This is a genomic window from Pseudomonas sp. 2(2015), assembly GCF_000955865.1.
Taxonomy (GTDB): Bacteria; Pseudomonadota; Gammaproteobacteria; order Pseudomonadales; family Pseudomonadaceae; genus Aquipseudomonas.
In genome coordinates this window covers 359,895-376,935 of record NZ_JYOF01000007.1, presented here as the reverse complement: position 1 = coordinate 376,935, position 17,041 = coordinate 359,895, and the positions used below count along the sequence as shown (strand labels likewise).

At 61.6% G+C, this 17,041-nt stretch carries 11 protein-coding genes; 9 read left to right on the top strand and 2 right to left on the bottom strand.

Features of this window, described 5'->3' with window-relative positions; all coding sequences use genetic code 11:
- Nucleotides 1–202: 202 nt before the first annotated feature.
- The 7 genes from UB48_RS13340 to UB48_RS13310 all read left to right on the top strand — a co-directional run bounded on the left by UB48_RS13340 (nucleotide 203) and on the right by UB48_RS13310 (nucleotide 7,033).
- Nucleotides 203–1,135 (top strand): glutamate/aspartate ABC transporter substrate-binding protein, encoded by a 933-nt coding sequence (locus UB48_RS13340; RefSeq protein WP_045197712.1) that lies wholly within the window; start codon nucleotides 203–205, stop codon nucleotides 1,133–1,135.
- A 100-nt stretch (nucleotides 1,136–1,235) separates the two neighbouring features.
- Nucleotides 1,236–1,982 (top strand): amino acid ABC transporter permease, encoded by a 747-nt coding sequence (locus tag UB48_RS13335; protein ID WP_045197710.1) that lies wholly within the window; start codon nucleotides 1,236–1,238, stop codon nucleotides 1,980–1,982.
- Nucleotides 1,979–2,647 carry an ABC transporter permease subunit gene (locus tag UB48_RS13330; protein ID WP_177329161.1) on the top strand — a complete coding sequence of 223 codons (669 nt, stop codon included), beginning with the start codon at nucleotides 1,979–1,981 and terminating at the stop codon, nucleotides 2,645–2,647. Before UB48_RS13335 ends, UB48_RS13330 begins: the two co-directional genes overlap by 4 nt.
- Complete coding sequence (locus tag UB48_RS13325; RefSeq protein WP_045197706.1) at nucleotides 2,644–3,378, top strand: amino acid ABC transporter ATP-binding protein; 735 nt, start codon at nucleotides 2,644–2,646, stop codon at nucleotides 3,376–3,378. Before UB48_RS13330 ends, UB48_RS13325 begins: the two co-directional genes overlap by 4 nt.
- A 65-nt stretch (nucleotides 3,379–3,443) precedes the next feature.
- On the top strand, nucleotides 3,444–5,351 hold the full coding sequence (locus UB48_RS13320) for an ATP-binding protein (RefSeq protein WP_045197704.1): 1,908 nt from the start codon (nucleotides 3,444–3,446) through the stop codon (nucleotides 5,349–5,351).
- Nucleotides 5,348–6,673: a sigma-54 dependent transcriptional regulator gene (locus tag UB48_RS13315; protein ID WP_045197702.1), complete on the top strand. Its 1,326-nt coding sequence runs from the start codon at nucleotides 5,348–5,350 to the stop codon at nucleotides 6,671–6,673. Before UB48_RS13320 ends, UB48_RS13315 begins: the two co-directional genes overlap by 4 nt.
- A gap of 33 nt (nucleotides 6,674–6,706) precedes the next feature.
- The gene (locus UB48_RS13310) at nucleotides 6,707–7,033 is read left to right on the top strand and encodes a GlpM family protein (protein ID WP_176794324.1); all 327 of its coding nucleotides are present in this window, start codon (nucleotides 6,707–6,709) and stop codon (nucleotides 7,031–7,033) included.
- 22 nt (nucleotides 7,034–7,055) lie between these two features.
- Here UB48_RS13310 and UB48_RS13305 read toward each other — a convergent pair whose 3' ends face one another.
- Nucleotides 7,056–8,048 (bottom strand): alpha/beta fold hydrolase, encoded by a 993-nt coding sequence (locus UB48_RS13305; RefSeq protein ID WP_045197698.1) that lies wholly within the window; start codon nucleotides 8,046–8,048, stop codon nucleotides 7,056–7,058.
- 200 nt (nucleotides 8,049–8,248) lie between these two features.
- Here UB48_RS13305 and UB48_RS13300 point away from each other — a divergent pair, with 200 nt between their 5' ends.
- On the top strand, nucleotides 8,249–13,660 hold the full coding sequence (locus tag UB48_RS13300) for a DUF6543 domain-containing protein (protein WP_156160198.1): 5,412 nt from the start codon (nucleotides 8,249–8,251) through the stop codon (nucleotides 13,658–13,660).
- Nucleotides 13,661–13,702: 42 nt separating this feature from the next.
- Here the strand turns inward: UB48_RS13300 and metE are convergent, their stop codons facing one another.
- Complete coding sequence (metE, locus tag UB48_RS13295) at nucleotides 13,703–16,012, bottom strand: 5-methyltetrahydropteroyltriglutamate--homocysteine S-methyltransferase (protein ID WP_045197694.1); 2,310 nt, start codon at nucleotides 16,010–16,012, stop codon at nucleotides 13,703–13,705.
- Nucleotides 16,013–16,122: 110 nt separating this feature from the next.
- Here metE and metR point away from each other — a divergent pair, with 110 nt between their 5' ends.
- On the top strand, nucleotides 16,123–17,040 hold the full coding sequence (gene metR / locus UB48_RS13290) for a transcriptional regulator MetR (protein WP_045197692.1): 918 nt from the start codon (nucleotides 16,123–16,125) through the stop codon (nucleotides 17,038–17,040).
- The last annotated feature ends 1 nt before the right edge of the window (nucleotide 17,041 follow it).

The following is a 17,041-nucleotide window of genomic DNA, read 5'->3' as shown; positions in this document are numbered from 1 at the left end:
TCCGGACGAATCCTACCTTCCGCAAACCGTCAAAAAAGATTAATCCCCCGATTTTTCATGGCGTTATGATCGAAATCAGGGCTTGGCACGAGTCATGCTCTACACTCAGTACCCGAATGCGCAAAACGCTTCACTGCAGTGTTCGCTGAACGAAAGAGCCGGCCAACGGCTCCATAAAAAAAACAACGTCGAGGAAATTTTGATGCGTATCGTTCCCCATCTGTTGGGCGCCGCTGTTGCGGCCGCTTTGATCAGCGCGCCAGCCTTCGCTGCCGAACTGACCGGCACCCTGAAAAAGATCAACGAGTCGGGCACCATTACCCTGGGGCACCGCGACGCTTCCATTCCGTTCTCCTACATCGCCGACGCTTCGGGCAAACCCGTCGGTTACTCCCATGACATTCAGCTGGCAATCGTCGAGGCCCTGAAAAAGGACCTGAACAAGCCGGACCTGAAGGTCAAATACAACCTCGTCACCTCCCAGACCCGTATCCCGCTGGTCCAGAACGGCACCGTTGACGTCGAGTGCGGCTCGACCACCAACAACGTCGAGCGCCAGCAGCAGGTCGACTTCTCGGTCGGTATCTTCGAGGTGGGCACCCGCCTGCTGACCAAAGCAGAAGACGGCAAGCCGGAAAACGCCAAGTACAAAGACTTCGCGGACCTGGCCGGCAAGAACGTGGTTACCACCGCCGGTACCACTTCCGAGCGCATCCTCAAGGCCATGAACGCCGACAAGCAGATGAAGATGAACGTCATCTCGGCCAAAGACCATGGCGAGTCGTTCCAGATGCTTGAATCCGGCCGTGCCGTGGCTTTCATGATGGACGACGCACTGCTCGCCGGTGAAATGGCCAAGGCCAAGAACCCGAAGGGCTGGGCAATTGTCGGCACCCCGCAGTCCTATGAAATCTACGGCTGCATGGTCCGCAAGGACGATCCTGCGTTCAAGAAAGCCGTCGACGATGCCATCGTCGCCCTCTACAAGTCGGGCGAGATCAACAAGATCTACGACAAGTGGTTCAACCAGCCAGTGCCACCTAAAGGCCTGAACCTGCAGTTCCCGATGAGCGACGAACTCAAGAAGCTGATCGCCGAACCAACCGACAAAGCTGCAGACGAAAAGAAGTCCTGATCCCCAGCTAGTTAGTGTCTAACCTTTCATCCGAGGGTGCCTCGCGCGCCCCCGGATGCTCGAAGGTGCCCGTGAAAAACTGATCTGAGGGGAGATCCCGATGAATTACAACTGGGACTGGGGCGTATTCTTCAAGTCCACTGGCGTGGGCAGCGAAACCTATCTGGACTGGTACATCACCGGCCTGGGCTGGACCATCGCCATTGCCATCGCCGCCTGGATCATTGCCTTGCTGCTGGGTTCGATACTCGGCGTCATGCGTACCGTGCCAAACCGTCTGGTGTCGGGCATTGCCACCGCCTACGTGGAACTCTTTCGTAACGTACCGCTGCTGGTGCAGCTGTTCATCTGGTACTTCCTGGTGCCCGACCTGCTGCCAGAGAACCTGCAGGAGTGGTACAAGCAGGACCTCAATCCGACCACCTCGGCGTTGATCAGCGTGATCGTCTGCCTGGGGCTGTTCACTGCCGCCCGTGTTTGCGAGCAGGTGCGTACCGGTATCCAGGCGCTGCCCCGCGGCCAGGAAGCCGCTGCCCGCGCCATGGGCTTCAGCCTGCCGCAGGTGTACTGGAACGTGCTGCTGCCGCAAGCCTACCGGATCATCATTCCGCCGCTGACCTCGGAATTTCTGAACGTGTTCAAGAACTCCTCGGTGGCCTCGCTGATCGGCCTGATGGAGCTGCTGGCGCAAACCAAGCAGACCGCCGAGTTCTCGGCCAACCTGTTCGAAGCCTTCACCCTGGCGACCCTGATCTACTTCACCCTGAACATGGGCCTGATGTTGCTGATGCGCCTGGTCGAGAAGAAAGTCGCCGTACCCGGCCTGATCTCCGTGGGGGGTAAATAATGGACTTCAGTGGAATCATCCCTGCCCTGCCGGGCCTGTGGAACGGCATGGTCATGACCCTGCAGCTGATGGTCATGGGCGTTGTCGGCGGTATCGTGCTGGGCACCATCCTGGCCTTGATGCGCCTGTCGTCGAACAAGCTGCTGTCGAACGTGGCCGGCGCCTACGTCAACTACTTCCGCTCCATCCCGCTGCTGCTGGTGATCACCTGGTTCTACCTGGCGGTGCCGTTCGTGCTGCGCTGGATCACCGGCGAAGACACCCCGATCGGCGCATTCACCTCCTGCGTCGTGGCATTCATGATGTTCGAGGCGGCGTATTTCTGTGAAATCGTCCGCGCCGGCGTGCAGTCGATCGCCAAGGGCCAGATGGGTGCCGCCCAGGCCCTGGGCATGACCTACGGCCAGACCATGCGCCTGATCATCCTGCCCCAGGCGTTTCGCAAGATGACCCCGCTGCTGCTGCAGCAGAGCATCATCCTGTTCCAGGACACCTCGCTGGTCTACACCGTCGGCCTGGTCGACTTCCTCAACTCGGCACGGGCCAGTGGCGACATCATCGGGCGCTCCAACGAGTTCCTGGTGTTTGCCGGCGCCGTGTACTTCGTCATCAGCTTCTCCGCTTCCTTCCTGGTCAAGCGTCTGCAGAAAAGGATAACCGTATGATCTCCATCAAGAACGTCAACAAGTGGTACGGGGACTTCCAGGTTCTGACCGACTGCAACACCGAGGTCAAGAAAGGCGAGGTGGTTGTCGTCTGCGGTCCGTCGGGCTCGGGCAAATCGACCCTGATCAAGTGCGTCAACGCCCTGGAACCCTTCCAGAAGGGTGACATCGTGGTCGACGGTACCTCGATTGCCGATCCCAAGACCAACCTGCCGAAGCTGCGTTCGCGGGTCGGCATGGTGTTCCAGCACTTCGAACTGTTCCCGCACCTGACCATCACCGAAAACCTGACCATCGCGCAGATCAAGGTGCTCGGCCGCAGCAAGGAAGAAGCCACCAAGAAGGGCCTGCAACTGCTTGAGCGGGTCGGCCTCTCGGCGCATGCCCACAAGCACCCGGGCCAGCTCTCCGGTGGTCAGCAACAGCGCGTGGCGATTGCCCGCGCCCTGGCCATGGACCCGATCGTCATGCTGTTCGACGAACCGACCTCGGCACTGGACCCGGAAATGGTCAGCGAAGTACTCGACGTCATGGTCCAGCTGGCCAACGAAGGCATGACCATGATGTGCGTGACCCATGAAATGGGCTTTGCCCGCAAGGTCGCCAACCGGGTGATCTTCATGGACAAGGGCAACATCATCGAAGACTGCACCAAGGAAGAGTTCTTTGGTGACCAGAGCGTGCGCGACGAGCGTACCCAGCACTTCCTCAGCAAGATCCTGCAACACTGAGGTGATCATCACGCTCTGTCCGGTGTACGCCGGCAGAGCGTGCTGGCCGTACCAAGGCTACTGTGATGAAATGCGACCCTACGCTCTTTCGCCCTGCCAAGCCTGCCCTTGCCGTGAAACCCCGTCTGATTCGCCAGCTGCTGTTACCGCCACTGATCATCCTGCTGATGATCGGCCTGGGCGTGGCCGGCTTCATGATCAGCGAACACAACGGCATCCGCACCTTGAGCGAAAACGGCGAGCGACAGCTCGAGCTGCACGCGCGCGCGGTCGAGAGCGAGATCAGCAAGTACACCTACCTGCCAAGCCTGCTGGAGCTTGAAAACAGCGTTTCCAGCCTGCTCACCGAAACCGATGGCGAACACCGCCAGGCGGTCAACGAATACCTTGAAGGCCTGAACCGCCGCAGCCGCAGCCGGGCGATCTTCGTCCTCGACACCAGCGGCCGGGTCCAGGCCACCAGCAACTGGCGCGATGTCGACAGCTTCCTCGGCGAAGACCTGTCGTTCCGTGCCTATTTCCAGGACGCCGTGCGCGGCCAGCCGGGGCGCTTCTATGGCATCGGCAGCACCACCGGGGAGCCGGGTTATTTCCTCGCCCACGGCCTGGAAGAACACGGCAAGATCATCGGCGTGGCGGTGATCAAGGTGCGCCTTGAGGCCATGGAAGAGCGCTGGCAACGGGCTCGCCTGGAGGCGTTCGTCAGCGACGAGAACGGCATCATCATCCTTTCCAGCGACCCGGCACGGCGGCTCAAGTCGGTGCGCCCGCTGACCCCGGAAATCAAGGAACGCCTGGCGCGCAGCCTGCAGTACTACTGGTGGCCGCTGAATGAACTGGAGCCGCTGTCGCGGGAGAAAATCGCCGACGGCGTCGAAAAGCTGAGCTTCCCGGCCAATGCCGAACTCGGCGATGGCCGCCGCGAAGTGGCGTACCTGGCGCAAACCCGGCGCCTGAGCGACACCCCCTGGCACTTCACCCTGCTCACGCCGCTGCAGGATCTACGCCGCGAATCCATGGTCCAGGGCATCCTGGTCGGCGTCGCCTTTGCCCTGCTGGCGATCCTGCTGATTGCCTGGAACGAACGACGCAAGGTGATCGCCACGCGCCTGGCCGCCCGTGAAGCGCTGGAAGAAGCCAACAGCCAGCTGGAGCGCAAGATCGCCGAACGCACCGCCGACCTGCGCGCCAGCAACGACCGGCTCAAGGGCCAGATCCGCGAACGCCGGCATGCCGAGCAGACCCTGCGCCACGCCCAGGACGAGTTGGTCCAGGCCGGCAAGCTGGCCGCCATCGGCCAGATGTCGACCAGCATCGCCCACGAACTGAACCAGCCGCTGGCGGCCCTGCGCACTTTGTCGGGCAACAGCGTGCGCTTCCTCGAACGCGGCGCGCTGGAAACCGTCAGCACCAACCTGCGCACCATGAACGACCTGATTGACCGCATGGGCCGCATCACCGCCAGCCTGCGCTCCTTCGCCCGCCGTGGCGAAGACAGCGGCAAGGCCTCGCTAGGCAAGGCCGTCGAGGCCAGCCTGCAGGTGCTGGGCAACCGCATCGCCGGCTGTCACCTGCAGTTGCACAGCAACTACGAAGACCAGAAGCTGGCCATCGACCAGACCCGCCTGGAGCAGATCCTGGTCAACCTGATCGGCAACGCCCTCGATGCCATGGCCGCGCAACCCATGCCGCAGTTGTGGCTGGAAGGCGAGCTGCAGGGCGACAAGTACCGCCTGCGCGTGCGCGACAACGGTCACGGCATCGATGACGAAGCGCGCAAGCACCTGTTTGAACCGTTTTTCACCACCAAACCGGGAGAGCACGGCCTGGGCCTGGGCCTGACCTTGTCTGCCAGCCTCGCCGCCGCCGCCAAGGGCAGCCTCAGCGTCGAACACCCCGCCAGCGGCGGCACTGCGTTCGTGCTCGGCCTGCCGCTGGTCAATGCCCCCACAGAATCAGCCGAGTCCCTATGAACCAAGCGCCCCTAACTGTCCTGATCGTCGAAGACGACCCGCATGTGCTGCTCGGCTGCCAGCAGGCGCTGGCCCTGGAAGACATTGCCTGCGAAGGCGTTGGCAGCGCCGAAGAGGCCCTGCAGCGCATCGGCGATGACTTTGCCGGCATCGTTGTCAGCGACATACGCCTGCCCGGCATCGATGGCCTGGAACTGCTCAGCCGCCTCAAGGCCCGCGACCGCAGCCTGCCGGTGGTGCTGATCACCGGCCACGGCGATATCGACATGGCGGTCGGCGCCATGCGCAACGGCGCCTACGACTTCATGGAAAAACCCTTCGCCCCGGAGCGCCTGGTCGAAGTGGTGCGCCGTGCCCTGGAGCAGCGCGGGCTGTCCCGCGAAGTGTTTGCCCTGCGCCGGCAACTGGCCGGGCAGAGTACCCTTGAAGGGCGAATCATCGGCCGCTCGCCGGCCATGCAGAACCTGCGTGAACTGATCGCCAACGTCGCCGATACTTCGGCCAATGTGCTGATCGAAGGCGAGACCGGCACCGGCAAGGAGCTGGTCGCCCGTTGCCTGCACGATTTCAGCCGCCGCCAGGGCGCGCCGTTCGTGGCCCTGAACTGCGGCGGCCTGCCGGAGAACCTGTTCGAGAGCGAAATCTTCGGCCACGAAGCCAACGCTTTTACCGGCGCCGGCAAACGCCGGATCGGCAAGATCGAGCACGCCAACGGCGGCACGCTGTTCCTCGACGAGGTTGAAAGCATGCCGCTGAACCTGCAGATCAAGCTGCTGCGCGTGCTGCAGGAGCGCACCCTGGAGCGCCTGGGCTCGAACCAGAGCATTGCCGTGGACTGCCGGGTTATCGCCGCGACCAAGTCCGACCTCGACACCCTGGGCCAGAGCGGGCAATTTCGCAGCGACCTGTACTACCGCCTGAACGTGGTGACCCTGGAACTGCCGCCACTGCGCGAGCGTCGCGAAGACATCCTGCAACTGTTCGAACATTTCCTGCAGCAGTCGTCATTGCGCTTCGACCGGGAAGTCCCGCAACTGGACAGCCAGACCCTGTCGCGGCTCATGGCCCACGACTGGCCAGGCAACGTGCGCGAACTGCGCAACGTCGCCGAGCGCTATGCCCTGGGTTTGCCGGCATTCAAAAAGGCCGGTGCCAGCGCCAACCAGGGCCTGGGCTTTGCCGAAGCGGTCGAGGCCTTCGAGCGCAACCTGCTCGGCGATGCCCTGCAACGTACCGGCGGCAACCTCAGCCAGGCCAGCCAGGAGCTGGGCATGGCCAAGACCACGCTGTTCGACAAAGTGAAAAAGTATGGCCTGGGCTGACCGGCCGCAGAAACGGAACAAAACGTGGACCTGATCCTCAAAGCCTGCCTGGGTGCGGCCGTGGTGGTGATCCTTGCCGCCCTGGCCAAGACCCGCAACTACTACATAGCCGGCCTGGTGCCGTTGTTCCCGACCTTCGCCCTGATCGCCCACTACATCGTCGGCAAGGGGCGTTCACTGGAGGACCTGAAGACCACCATCCTGTTCAGTGCGTGGTCGATCATCCCCTACTTCGTTTACCTGGCGACGCTGTACCTGCTGGTCGAGCGCCTGCGCCTGGAAACTTCGCTGGCCCTGGCGACCCTGGCCTGGCTGGTGGCGGCGACGGTGCTGGTGAGTGTCTGGGTCAGATTGCATTGACCTGTTCAGGGCAGCAGCAGTCTCAATACACCGCCACATGGGTATCGGCCAGGCGCTGCGTGTTCAGATACGGCAACACCGCACCCAGCAACGGCCCTTTGAACTGCTCCTGAAAGCGATGCGCCAACCCTGGAATCAGGCGTAGCTGGCTGCCCTTGATGTGCGCTGCCAGGTGTACGCCATGCATCACCGGCAGCAGCGGGTCGGCGGTGCCATGCACCACCAGGGTCGGCAGGCGCAGGTTGTTGAGCAGCTCAACCCGGCTCTGTTCGGCGAGGATCGCCATGATCTGGCGCTTGACCCCTTCGGGGTTGAAGGCGCGGTCGTAGGCGATCGCGGCCTGCTCAAGCAGCGCCTGGCGATCATCCTTGACCTCGGGGCTGCCTAAGGCGGCCAGCAAGTCGGCCTGCTGCTCAAGCGCCACCTCGCGATTCGGCGCGCCGCGCCTGGCCAGCAACTGCACCAGCGCCGGGCTTGGTGCCGGCAGGCCCTGGGCACCGGAACTGGACATGATCAGGGTCAGGCTCTCGACCCGCTGCGGTGCCAGCGCCGCCAGATGCTGGGCGATCATGCCGCCCATGCTCACGCCCAGTACATGAAAGCGCTCCACCTGCAGGGCATCCATCAACCCCAGGCCGTCTTCGGCCATGTCGCTCAGGGTGTAAGGCGCGGCCACCGGCAAACCCAGCTTGTAGCGCAGCACTTCGAAGGTCAGGTTGGCGTCGTCTGGCGCCTGGTTCCAGCTGGACAGGCCGACATCACGGTTATCGTAGCGGATCACCCGAAAGCCCTGCTGACACAGGGCCACCACCACTTCATCGGGCCAGTGGATCAGTTGCCCGCCCAGGCCCATGACCAGCAGCAAGACCGGGTCCGAATCACGCCCGATGCTCTGGTAAGCCAGGCTGACCTGCGCCAGCTCGACCCGTTCAGTGGGCACGTTGACGTCGCAACGCGACGCTGCAAAAGAAGGAATGGCGCACATCAGCGCCAGAAAAAAAACCAAAGCCCGCATGAGCGAAACACCAGAATGCAAATCCCCAGTAGAGCGCGAGTCTGATGAAATTCGTTCAAGCGCGCTGCCACAGTTGCGTGACAGTTTGATGAATGTCGCCCGACGGTTATCCGCAGTACCTATGTACCGCATCTAGCGGCAACGCCTCGCGCCCAATGTGAACGCCATTTCCGGCCATAACTTCACGTTTGGGATACCCCATGAGCGACTTGCCAGAAATTCCCGCCCCTCACTCTCCTGTGGATTTCATTTCAGTCATAAACCACGACACTGCGTTGCTGGCAGATGCCAGCAAACGCTGGAAAGACCATCGCGATACTTTCACCACCTTGCTTGCACAAGCACCCGGCGTTTACCAGACACTACAGGACGTAGTACGCGAACAGCTGGGTGTCGATCCACTGAGCACTGCCCTGCGATTTCGTATCTCCGATACACATGACAGCGATGTCAGCCTGGTCGCCCTGGCGCTACACACGCGCCAGTATCCCCAGCCGCCCGCTGATCTTGACCAGCACGCCCGGGTGACCGCTCAGGGCCCCGATCATCCGACCTTGCGCCTGACACCCACGCAACTGCTCGCCAGGCTTGCGCAACTGGACCTTCCCGCGGCGGTCCGACACCAGTGGGATCGCTACTGGCAAGCGCGGGCCTCGGATACCGCCGTCAGCCGCCGTACCCATGCCCAGAACCAGTACCTGGATATTTTCAAGGCCAGTTGGGATGTGGCGCTGGCAACCGGCAAATTCGATAGGCAACAGCAACGCGCGGTCAAAGAGGTGCTCGACAACCCTGAATGGCATAGCCAGCAAGGTATCGAGATCCAGACCGTCTCGATAGTCGGACAGGTAATGCCAGGAGCGCTGCTGTTCAAAACCGAAGACGAACCACAACTGATGCTGTATCGCCCCGGCAGCGGCTTCAGTACCCACGCGTCCCAGGCGGACCTGGAGGCGGCCATTGGCGCCACGGCCTCCAGCGTCAGCTATGAAAGCCACGACAGCCTTTCGGGCGGTTTCAGCCCGCTGTTCAACAGCCTGCTCAATGAGCGTTTGAGTGCGCTGGACTTCAAGCCCGGCGAAGATATCCGCCAGTTTGGCGAACTTGCGCTGTCGATGGTCCACTGGGTCGATACTCAGCAGCGCAGTTCAAGCATCTTCAGCCTGCCGCCTGCCCTTGAATCAACCGACAGCGAAGACGCCTCGCAGCGTTCGTTCTACGACTTTGGCAGCTTGAACCTCGACATCCCTTATTCCATCCGCCTGCAACAGATCAACACCCAGCGGGCACTAATGGCCAGCATTGCCGAAACCGATCTGCAAGCGCTCAAGGATCATCAGCAAACTCTTGGCGATGCCTGCCAACAAGCGGAACAGGCCATTGAGCAGCAACTGAAGACCGACACCTGGCACCAGGAGCAATCCCCCGCCGCCAATGTTGCGCTGCTCCAGGCGCATTACCACGGCTTGCGCGCCCACGCGCGCTTGCAGAACCTGCTGGGGCAAATCGATAACGAAGAATTGAGGTGGCTCGAAAGCCTTCTCGATCAACCCGACACCTTCCCGCGCCTGGGCTCCCGTATTGTCGCGGCGCATCCAGTGCTCAACACAACGTCGATGGACAATGGCGTCCAAATCTCTACCAGCACCCCCCTCAATGATTGCCTGGTCGTGACCCTGCAGGACGGTGACAAACCGCAGAGCCTGCTGCTGTACTGGCCGGGTGAAGCCGGCGGGCTGCTACGCTGCGCCAACCAAGCGGAACTGACCCGCTGCTTCGCCATTAACGACCAGAGCGAGCAGTCACTGAGCCTGAGCCCGGTGACCGGCGATGTCCTGGCCGTGGTTCTGGCCCACCATTTAAGCCAGGCCAAGACTGCGCTGACCACCGAGGAGGCGCCCGCGGCGGTGAAAGAAGCACTGGCCCGGCGCCTGCAGGTCCCCCGCCACGCCGCGCGCGAGTACGCGTTCAACCTGATCCAGGAGCAGGAAACCAGTGCCACGTTGACGGGCGTTTCCCTGAACTGGCTGGACAAGCTGTCGGCAAGCGATCGGGCGATGCTCAAGGCCGGCACCCTCGGCTTCATCGCGGCCATGCACCGGGCCCAAGCCCTGGTCGCCCGCGACCTGCCCCACCGCGAACTGTTCTGCCGCCAGCTCATCAGCCAACGCCTGAAGCAGGACTTCCCTGGCTACGACGACAGCCCCATCACCCTCTACCTGCCAGAGAGCACCTCGTGGGTGCCCATTGTGGTTGACAGCACCAGCCCCCAGGGCATTGCCACCAAGTCGACGCTCAAGGCCAGCAACAAATGGGTCGACCTGACGCTGGATGCCTTGTTGCTGGACAACATCGACGAGGCCATGAAAGAGCGTCTGAGTTTTCTCAAGCTGAAGCTCAACACATCGAATCAGGCGCTTGTTCAACAGCTCAAGGACAGCATCGACAAAACCTACCTGAGCGGCCTGGCCACCGACCTTGACCTGGCCCAGCAATACGAGAACAAGATCACCGAGGCGTATCGGGGCACTCACGAAAGCGCTTTTTCCCGGGCCTATCGGCGTCAATGCCTGGGTGAACCTTTCCGTCAGATGCTCATCATGCATAGCGCCCAGGCCAGGGCCAAGGGCGAGCTGGATGACAGGGGCCAGACGATCTTCAATATCGCCATCGACGCCGACAACAAAGCGGCCTACCAAGCCGACGGCCACGATATTGAACTGATTTCTGCGCGGCTGAGCGCAGGCGGCAAAGACACCGACAGCTACGGCACTACGCTGTCCGGGGTCACCTTCATCAGCGATCAGAACAGCGGCATCACTGTACTCTACCGACCCGAGCATCCCACCCGCCTGGTGCGCCAGTACAGCAGCCTGGAAGCGGCCCGTTCCGGCTTGTATAACCTGAGCAAGCAGAGCGGCGAAATCGACTACCTGGCCGGGCGCGCCTTGCTGGGCAACCCGGACGCACACCGATCGCGGATGCGCCAGGCCATCGAACATCGCTTCGACGGCATTATTGGCCTGGGCACGACATGGCCCTCGACCACCTCACTGGCCCAGCACCTGCTCGACGCCCAAGGTGGCCGGATACTCGAAGCCCATCGCGCCACCTCGCGCTCGAACCGCGACCTGTGGCTGGAAAACTTCGCCTACCAGAGCGGCATGATCTTTAACTACATCAAGATGGCGCTGGGCTTCATTCCGGTAATCGGCACCGTCGTCGCCGTCTACGACTTCTTTGACGCCAGCGCCCGACTGGTCAGCGCATTGCGCCAGGATGAGGTGTACAAGGCGCTGGAGGCGCTGCAACAAGTGCTGCTGGCTTTCGTCGATGCTGCCATCGACCTCGCGCCCAGCCTGCCCCTCAAGGCCCTGAGCGCCCGTCAGCTTACCCGCCAGCGTCAGTTGCAACTGTTGCAAGCAGGCCCGGCGGCGGGCTTTGCGCCCGGCAGCGCCCGACGCCTGTCGCGCTTTGAAGGTTACGAATACCAGACGCCGTTGTCGCTGGCCGGGATCGAGCCGGGGCGCCACGGCAAGTACAAAGGCATCTACCAGCACGCCAAAGGCGACTTCATCCTGGTGGGCGACCGCCCCTGCCAGGTGCAATGGCTGGAGACGGAACACACCTGGCGTCTGCGTGGCACACAGTTCAAGACCTGGCGGAAAAATATCGCGCTGAATGAAAACGGCCAGTGGGACACCCATTTCGCGCTGTATGGCGTGCACCTGCTCGGCGGCGGCGCAGGCGGCGGGCAGGTCCTGGGACACCTGGCGGATGTACTGGCACCGTACTGGCCGGCGGCGATTCGCGAGCGGCTACCGATATCCTGGACGGATGTACGTCAGCGCCAATACCAAAGGCTTTTAAACAAATTAAGGTCAGACGGCGAAGCCTTTCAACTGCAAACACGTAGAGTCAATGACAAACACCGCCAAGGGCTAGCAATTACAGAGCAGGAGATCGAAAAGGACATCACGGACGGGCTTGCGCTGTACTCAACCTACGAAGACTTCCTGGCACTGGCAACACGCTCCAACGCCCAGTCAACAAAAGATCAAATGAGCGTCACAGCGAAAATGCTGACCAGCCGCTACCATCTCAGATTGAACAACGCCATAACACGCGTCGAATCTATTTATACCGAAATAGAGAATATCGGCCTGGAGCTCAAGAGACTGGCCCAGGGAATCGCGCAAACCCTAGCGCCGGACGGAACCACAGGAGAGGCTTTTTACACCCTTACTCGTCAGCTGGCGCAGAAGAGAAATCAGGTCCTGCCCCTTCGCCGCAACATTCTCGACGCACTTGAACTGATGGCACGCCATATCGACAACATGAGGACCTGGAAACTCAAAATCACCCGGGGCATTGACCGAAGAGACTTTATCAGCGACATCGATCGCGTGACCGAAAACCTCACACCCGTGGTGCTCAACGGCCTGCGAATCGACCAGCTCAAAGAGTTGATCAGTAAACCGCTAAGCGGTTTCGACCTAGGTTGGGCTCGTCTTCAGGAAAAATTGTCAGCACCGCGCAAGCGCCTTGACCGGATGCTCTATGCCCTGAGCCAGCTTGCTTCGGTCAGCCATAGCAGAGTGCAACGCAGTGCAATACTCAAACAAGGAATCGATGAACTTCACGCCTTCAAAAACAATCTGCGTTACTGGAGCATCAGCAGTGATGAGTACTTCGACGCCGCCGTTGTAAAGGTACTAGAAAGTAGCCTCGACGATAGCATCAATTATTACAGCCGCTACTTGAAGACACCCACCGAAAACCTTCCGACCGTGCAGAGAAACCAGCCTAGCAGCGCTCGGGTGTTTCAAACCACTGACGACCTTTACCTTATTGGTACTCCCACACAACAGCGCAACACCTACACACTCACGGGCATCAATGGTCGTGACGAAATCTACACTCAAGGCGCCGACGGCAGGTTCATCCTGCAAAACCCCCAAACGTCTGCGGGGTCAGCCAGTCAAACATCGCTTTCACAAAGCCGCTCCGAGGCACGCAAATTTCTCGACGGATCCACTGCGTTTCGCAACAAAGTCGATGATTATGCCACTCAAAACCTGGAACCCGCCAGCCTTGAGGACTTGATGCTCAAACGGGCCGACGACCTGAATGCTGCCGCCAACACAATCGAACGCCTAAGCCCCACCGACGACTTGATCAACGAACTGCGCGAAGCCGCAAGACAGCTGGTGAACGATGGACGTCAACTGCGCGTCCAGCAAATTCTGCAAACCAAACAGCCTAACGGCGGCCACCTTGAGTACTTAGAGAATCAACGGGGTGTGGTGGAGATCGAAAAGGTTGGCGGCCTTGTGGAACTAAGAAAACGCCCCGATGGACGTCCGGACTTTCTGCAGGAGTACGTCATCTATGATCGCACCCATCAACCGCGACGTACCCTCTGGTATGCGCACTTCCATTACAACAAGCAGAAGCCGCGCTTTGCCGAGTTCGACAAAGCCCATTTGAAAATACCGGCCCAGCGCAAACTGGGCACAGAATGGCAAAGCAGCCAGATCGAAGAAGTGCAAATCTGGCGAGGTGACCTGGGCCGGCCATTGGCCGAACGTGTCTTCGCCCACCTCTTCTGAAACCACACCGGGCATCCTTGAACAGGATGCCCGGCTCGCGCTCTACGCCAGTTCGCTGCGCAGTTGCCGCGCCGCCGCGACCATATTGATTAACGCAGCTTCAGTCTCCGGCCAGGCACGGGTCTTCAGGCCGCAGTCCGGGTTGACCCACAGGCGTTCAGCCGGGATGCGCTTGACCGCCTTGCTCATCAACTTGACCATCTCGGCCGTGTCCGGCACCCGCGGTGAGTGGATGTCGTAGACGCCCGGGCCGATGTCGTTGGGGTAGTCGAAAGCTTCGAAGGCCTCCAGCAACTCCATGTCCGAACGTGAAGTCTCGATGGTGATGACGTCGGCGTCCATGGCCGCGATCGCTTCGATCACATCGTTGAACTCGCTGTAGCACATGTGGGTGTGGATCTGGGTTTCATCGCGCACGCCGCTTGAGCACAGGCGGAAGGCTTCCACCGCCCAACCCAGGTATTGCTGCCATTGCGCCCGGCGCAGCGGCAGACCTTCACGGAACGCGGCTTCGTCGATCTGCACGATCTTGATGCCGGCGGCTTCCAGGTCCTGCACTTCGTCACGAATGGCCAGCGCCAGTTGCTCGGCCTGGACCTTGCGCGACACGTCTTCGCGCGGGAACGACCACATCAGCATGGTCACCGGGCCCGTCAGCATGCCCTTCATGACCTTGCTGGTCAGGCGCTGGGCGTATTCGATCCAGGCCACGGTCATGGCCTGCGGACGGCTGAGGTCGCCGTAGATGATCGCAGGCTTTACGCAACGCGAACCGTAGCTCTGCACCCAGCCAAAGCGGGTGAAGGCATAGCCGTCCAGTTGCTCGGCAAAGTACTCGACCATGTCATTGCGCTCGGCTTCACCGTGCACCAGCACGTCCAGGCCCAGGCGTTCCTGGACCTGCACGGCGTGGCGAATCTCGCTGTGCATGGCATCGGTGTAATCGTTGGCCGAGAGCTTGCCCTGCTTAAAGGCCTGACGCGCCAGACGGATCGCCGAGGTCTGCGGGAAAGAACCGATGGTGGTGGTCGGGAACGCCGGCAATTGCAGGCGCTGACGCTGGGCTTCGATACGCTGGGCGAAGGCCGATTGGCGCCGGCTGTCGGCAGCGGTGACGGCGGCCAGGCGCGCCTGGACCTGCGGCTTGTGAATACGTGGCGACTCGGCACGGCTTTTCTGTACCGCGCGGCTGTGGCTCAGGGCGTTTTGTACCGCTGGCAGGTGCGGGGTATCCAGGGCCTTGGCCAGCACGGCGATCTCTTCACACTTTTGCACGGCGAAGGCCAGCCAGCTTTTCAGCTCGGCATCGAGCTTGTCTTCACGGGACAGGTCCACGGGACTGTGCAGCAACGAGCAGGAACCGGCGACCCAGAGGTTGGCACCGAAGCGCTGCTGGGCCTGTTGCAACTGCTCCAGGGCCTTGTCCAGGTCGCAGCGCCAGACGTTGCGGCCGTTGACCACACCCAGCGACAGTACTTTGTAAGTTGGCAGGCGATCGAGCACGGCCGGCAGTTGTTCCGGGGCGCGCACCAGGTCGATGTGCAGACCATCCACCGGCAGGCCGACGGCCAGGCCGAGGTTGTCTTCCAGGCCGCTGAAGTAGGTGGCGACCAGTTTCTTCAGGGGCGAGTACTGGAGGATGTGGTAGGCACGTTCGAAGGCGTTCTTCCATTCCTGCGGCAGGTCCAGGCCGAGGATCGGCTCGTCGATCTGCACCCACTCCACACCCTGGCGCGACAGGCGGCTGAGGATTTCACCGTACACCGGCAGCAAGCGCTCAAGCAGATCGAGCTTGTCGAACTCGCCGCCCTTGGCCTTGCCCAGCCACAGGTAGGTCAGCGGGCCGATCAGCACCGGTTTCACCGCATGGCCGAGTGCCTGGGCTTCGGCGACTTCTTCAAACAGTTGCTCCCAACTGAGCAAAAAGCGCTGGTCGGCGCTGAACTCCGGGACCAGGTAGTGGTAGTTGGTATCGAACCACTTGGTCAGCTCTTGCGCATATTGGGTCTGGCCGTGGCTGGTACCGCAGCAGGTGCTGGCGCCGCGGGCCATGGCGAACAGGGTGTCGAGGGTCGGCAGGCCGTTATCTCCGGTAACCTGGGCGAAGCGCTCGGGGATCGCACCGAAGGTCAGCGAGTGAGTCAGCACCTGGTCGTACCAGGCAAAGTCACCAACCGGCAGCAGCTCGATCCCGGCGTCTTTCTGCAGCTGCCAGTGACGGGCGCGCAGTTCGCGGCCAACCGCTTCGAGGCCGGCCTGATCGAGATCGCCTTTCCAGTAGGCTTCTTGTGCTTTTTTCAGTTCGCGGTCAGCGCCGATGCGCGGGAAACCAAGGTTGTGGGCCAGTGCCATGAGAAAACGTCCTCCCTGTAAAAGATGACGCTATTGTCGACAGCCAGACCAACATGAGACAAACTCAATAAATTCGTGTTCATCTCAAAATTTACTCATGGAGCCCCTCGGTGCTGGAAATTCGCCACCTGAAAACCCTGCACGCCTTGCGCGAAGCCGACAGCCTGGTCGAGGCCGCTGAACGCCTGCACCTGACCCAGTCGGCACTGTCCCATCAGTTCAAGGAGCTCGAGGAGCGCCTGGGCATGCCGCTGTTCATGCGCAAGACCAAGCCGCTGCGTTTTACCAGCGCCGGCCTGCGCCTGCTGCAGCTGGCCGATGCCACCCTGCCATTGTTGCGCGGCGCCGAGCGTGACATCGCCCGCCTGGCCGGCGGCACTGCCGGGCGCCTGCACATGGCCATCGAATGCCATAGTTGCTTCCAGTGGCTGATGCCGACCATCGACCAGTTCCGCGATGCCTGGCCGGAGGTCGAACTGGACCTGGCCTCGGGCTTTGCCTTCGCCCCGCTGCCGGCGCTGGCCCGCGGCGACCTCGACCTGGTGGTGACCTCCGACCCGCTGGAGCTCAGCGGCATCACCTACGTGCCGCTGTTTACCTACGAAGCCATGCTCGCCGTGGCCAACCAGCACCCGTTGGCGCACAAGCCGTACATGGTGCCGGAAGACCTGGCCACGGAAACCCTGATCACCTACCCGGTAGAACGTGACCGCCTGGACATCTTCACCCGCTTCCTGGAGCCGGCCGACGTCGAGCCCGCGCAGGTGCGCACGGCCGAATTGACGGTGATGATGATGCAACTGGTGGCCAGCGGCCGCGGGGTCTGCGGCATGCCGCACTGGGCCTTGCACGAGTACAGTTCGCGCGGCTACGTGAAGGCCAAGCGCCTGGGCGAGAAAGGCCTGTTCGCCACGCTCTACGCGGCGGTGCGCAGCGACATGCTCGATGCGCCGTACATGCGCGATTTTCTGCTGACCGCCAAGGACACCTCGTTCTCGACCCTCGATGGCGTCAGCGCGGTACGCTGAG

Excerpts from the sequence above, each read along its gene's own strand:
- metE (WP_045197694.1), bottom strand. The coding sequence starts at position 16,012 with ATGGCACTGGCCCACAACCTTGGTTTCCCGCGCATCGGCGCTGACCGC.
- UB48_RS13300 (WP_156160198.1), top strand. The coding sequence starts at position 8,249 with ATGAGCGACTTGCCAGAAATTCCCGCCCCTCACTCTCCTGTGGATTTC.
- UB48_RS13315 (WP_045197702.1), top strand. The coding sequence starts at position 5,348 with ATGAACCAAGCGCCCCTAACTGTCCTGATCGTCGAAGACGACCCGCAT.
- UB48_RS13340 (WP_045197712.1), top strand. The coding sequence starts at position 203 with ATGCGTATCGTTCCCCATCTGTTGGGCGCCGCTGTTGCGGCCGCTTTG.
- UB48_RS13305 (WP_045197698.1), bottom strand. The coding sequence starts at position 8,048 with ATGCGGGCTTTGGTTTTTTTTCTGGCGCTGATGTGCGCCATTCCTTCT.
- UB48_RS13335 (WP_045197710.1), top strand. The coding sequence starts at position 1,236 with ATGAATTACAACTGGGACTGGGGCGTATTCTTCAAGTCCACTGGCGTG.
- UB48_RS13325 (WP_045197706.1), top strand. The coding sequence starts at position 2,644 with ATGATCTCCATCAAGAACGTCAACAAGTGGTACGGGGACTTCCAGGTT.
- UB48_RS13320 (WP_045197704.1), top strand. The coding sequence starts at position 3,444 with ATGAAATGCGACCCTACGCTCTTTCGCCCTGCCAAGCCTGCCCTTGCC.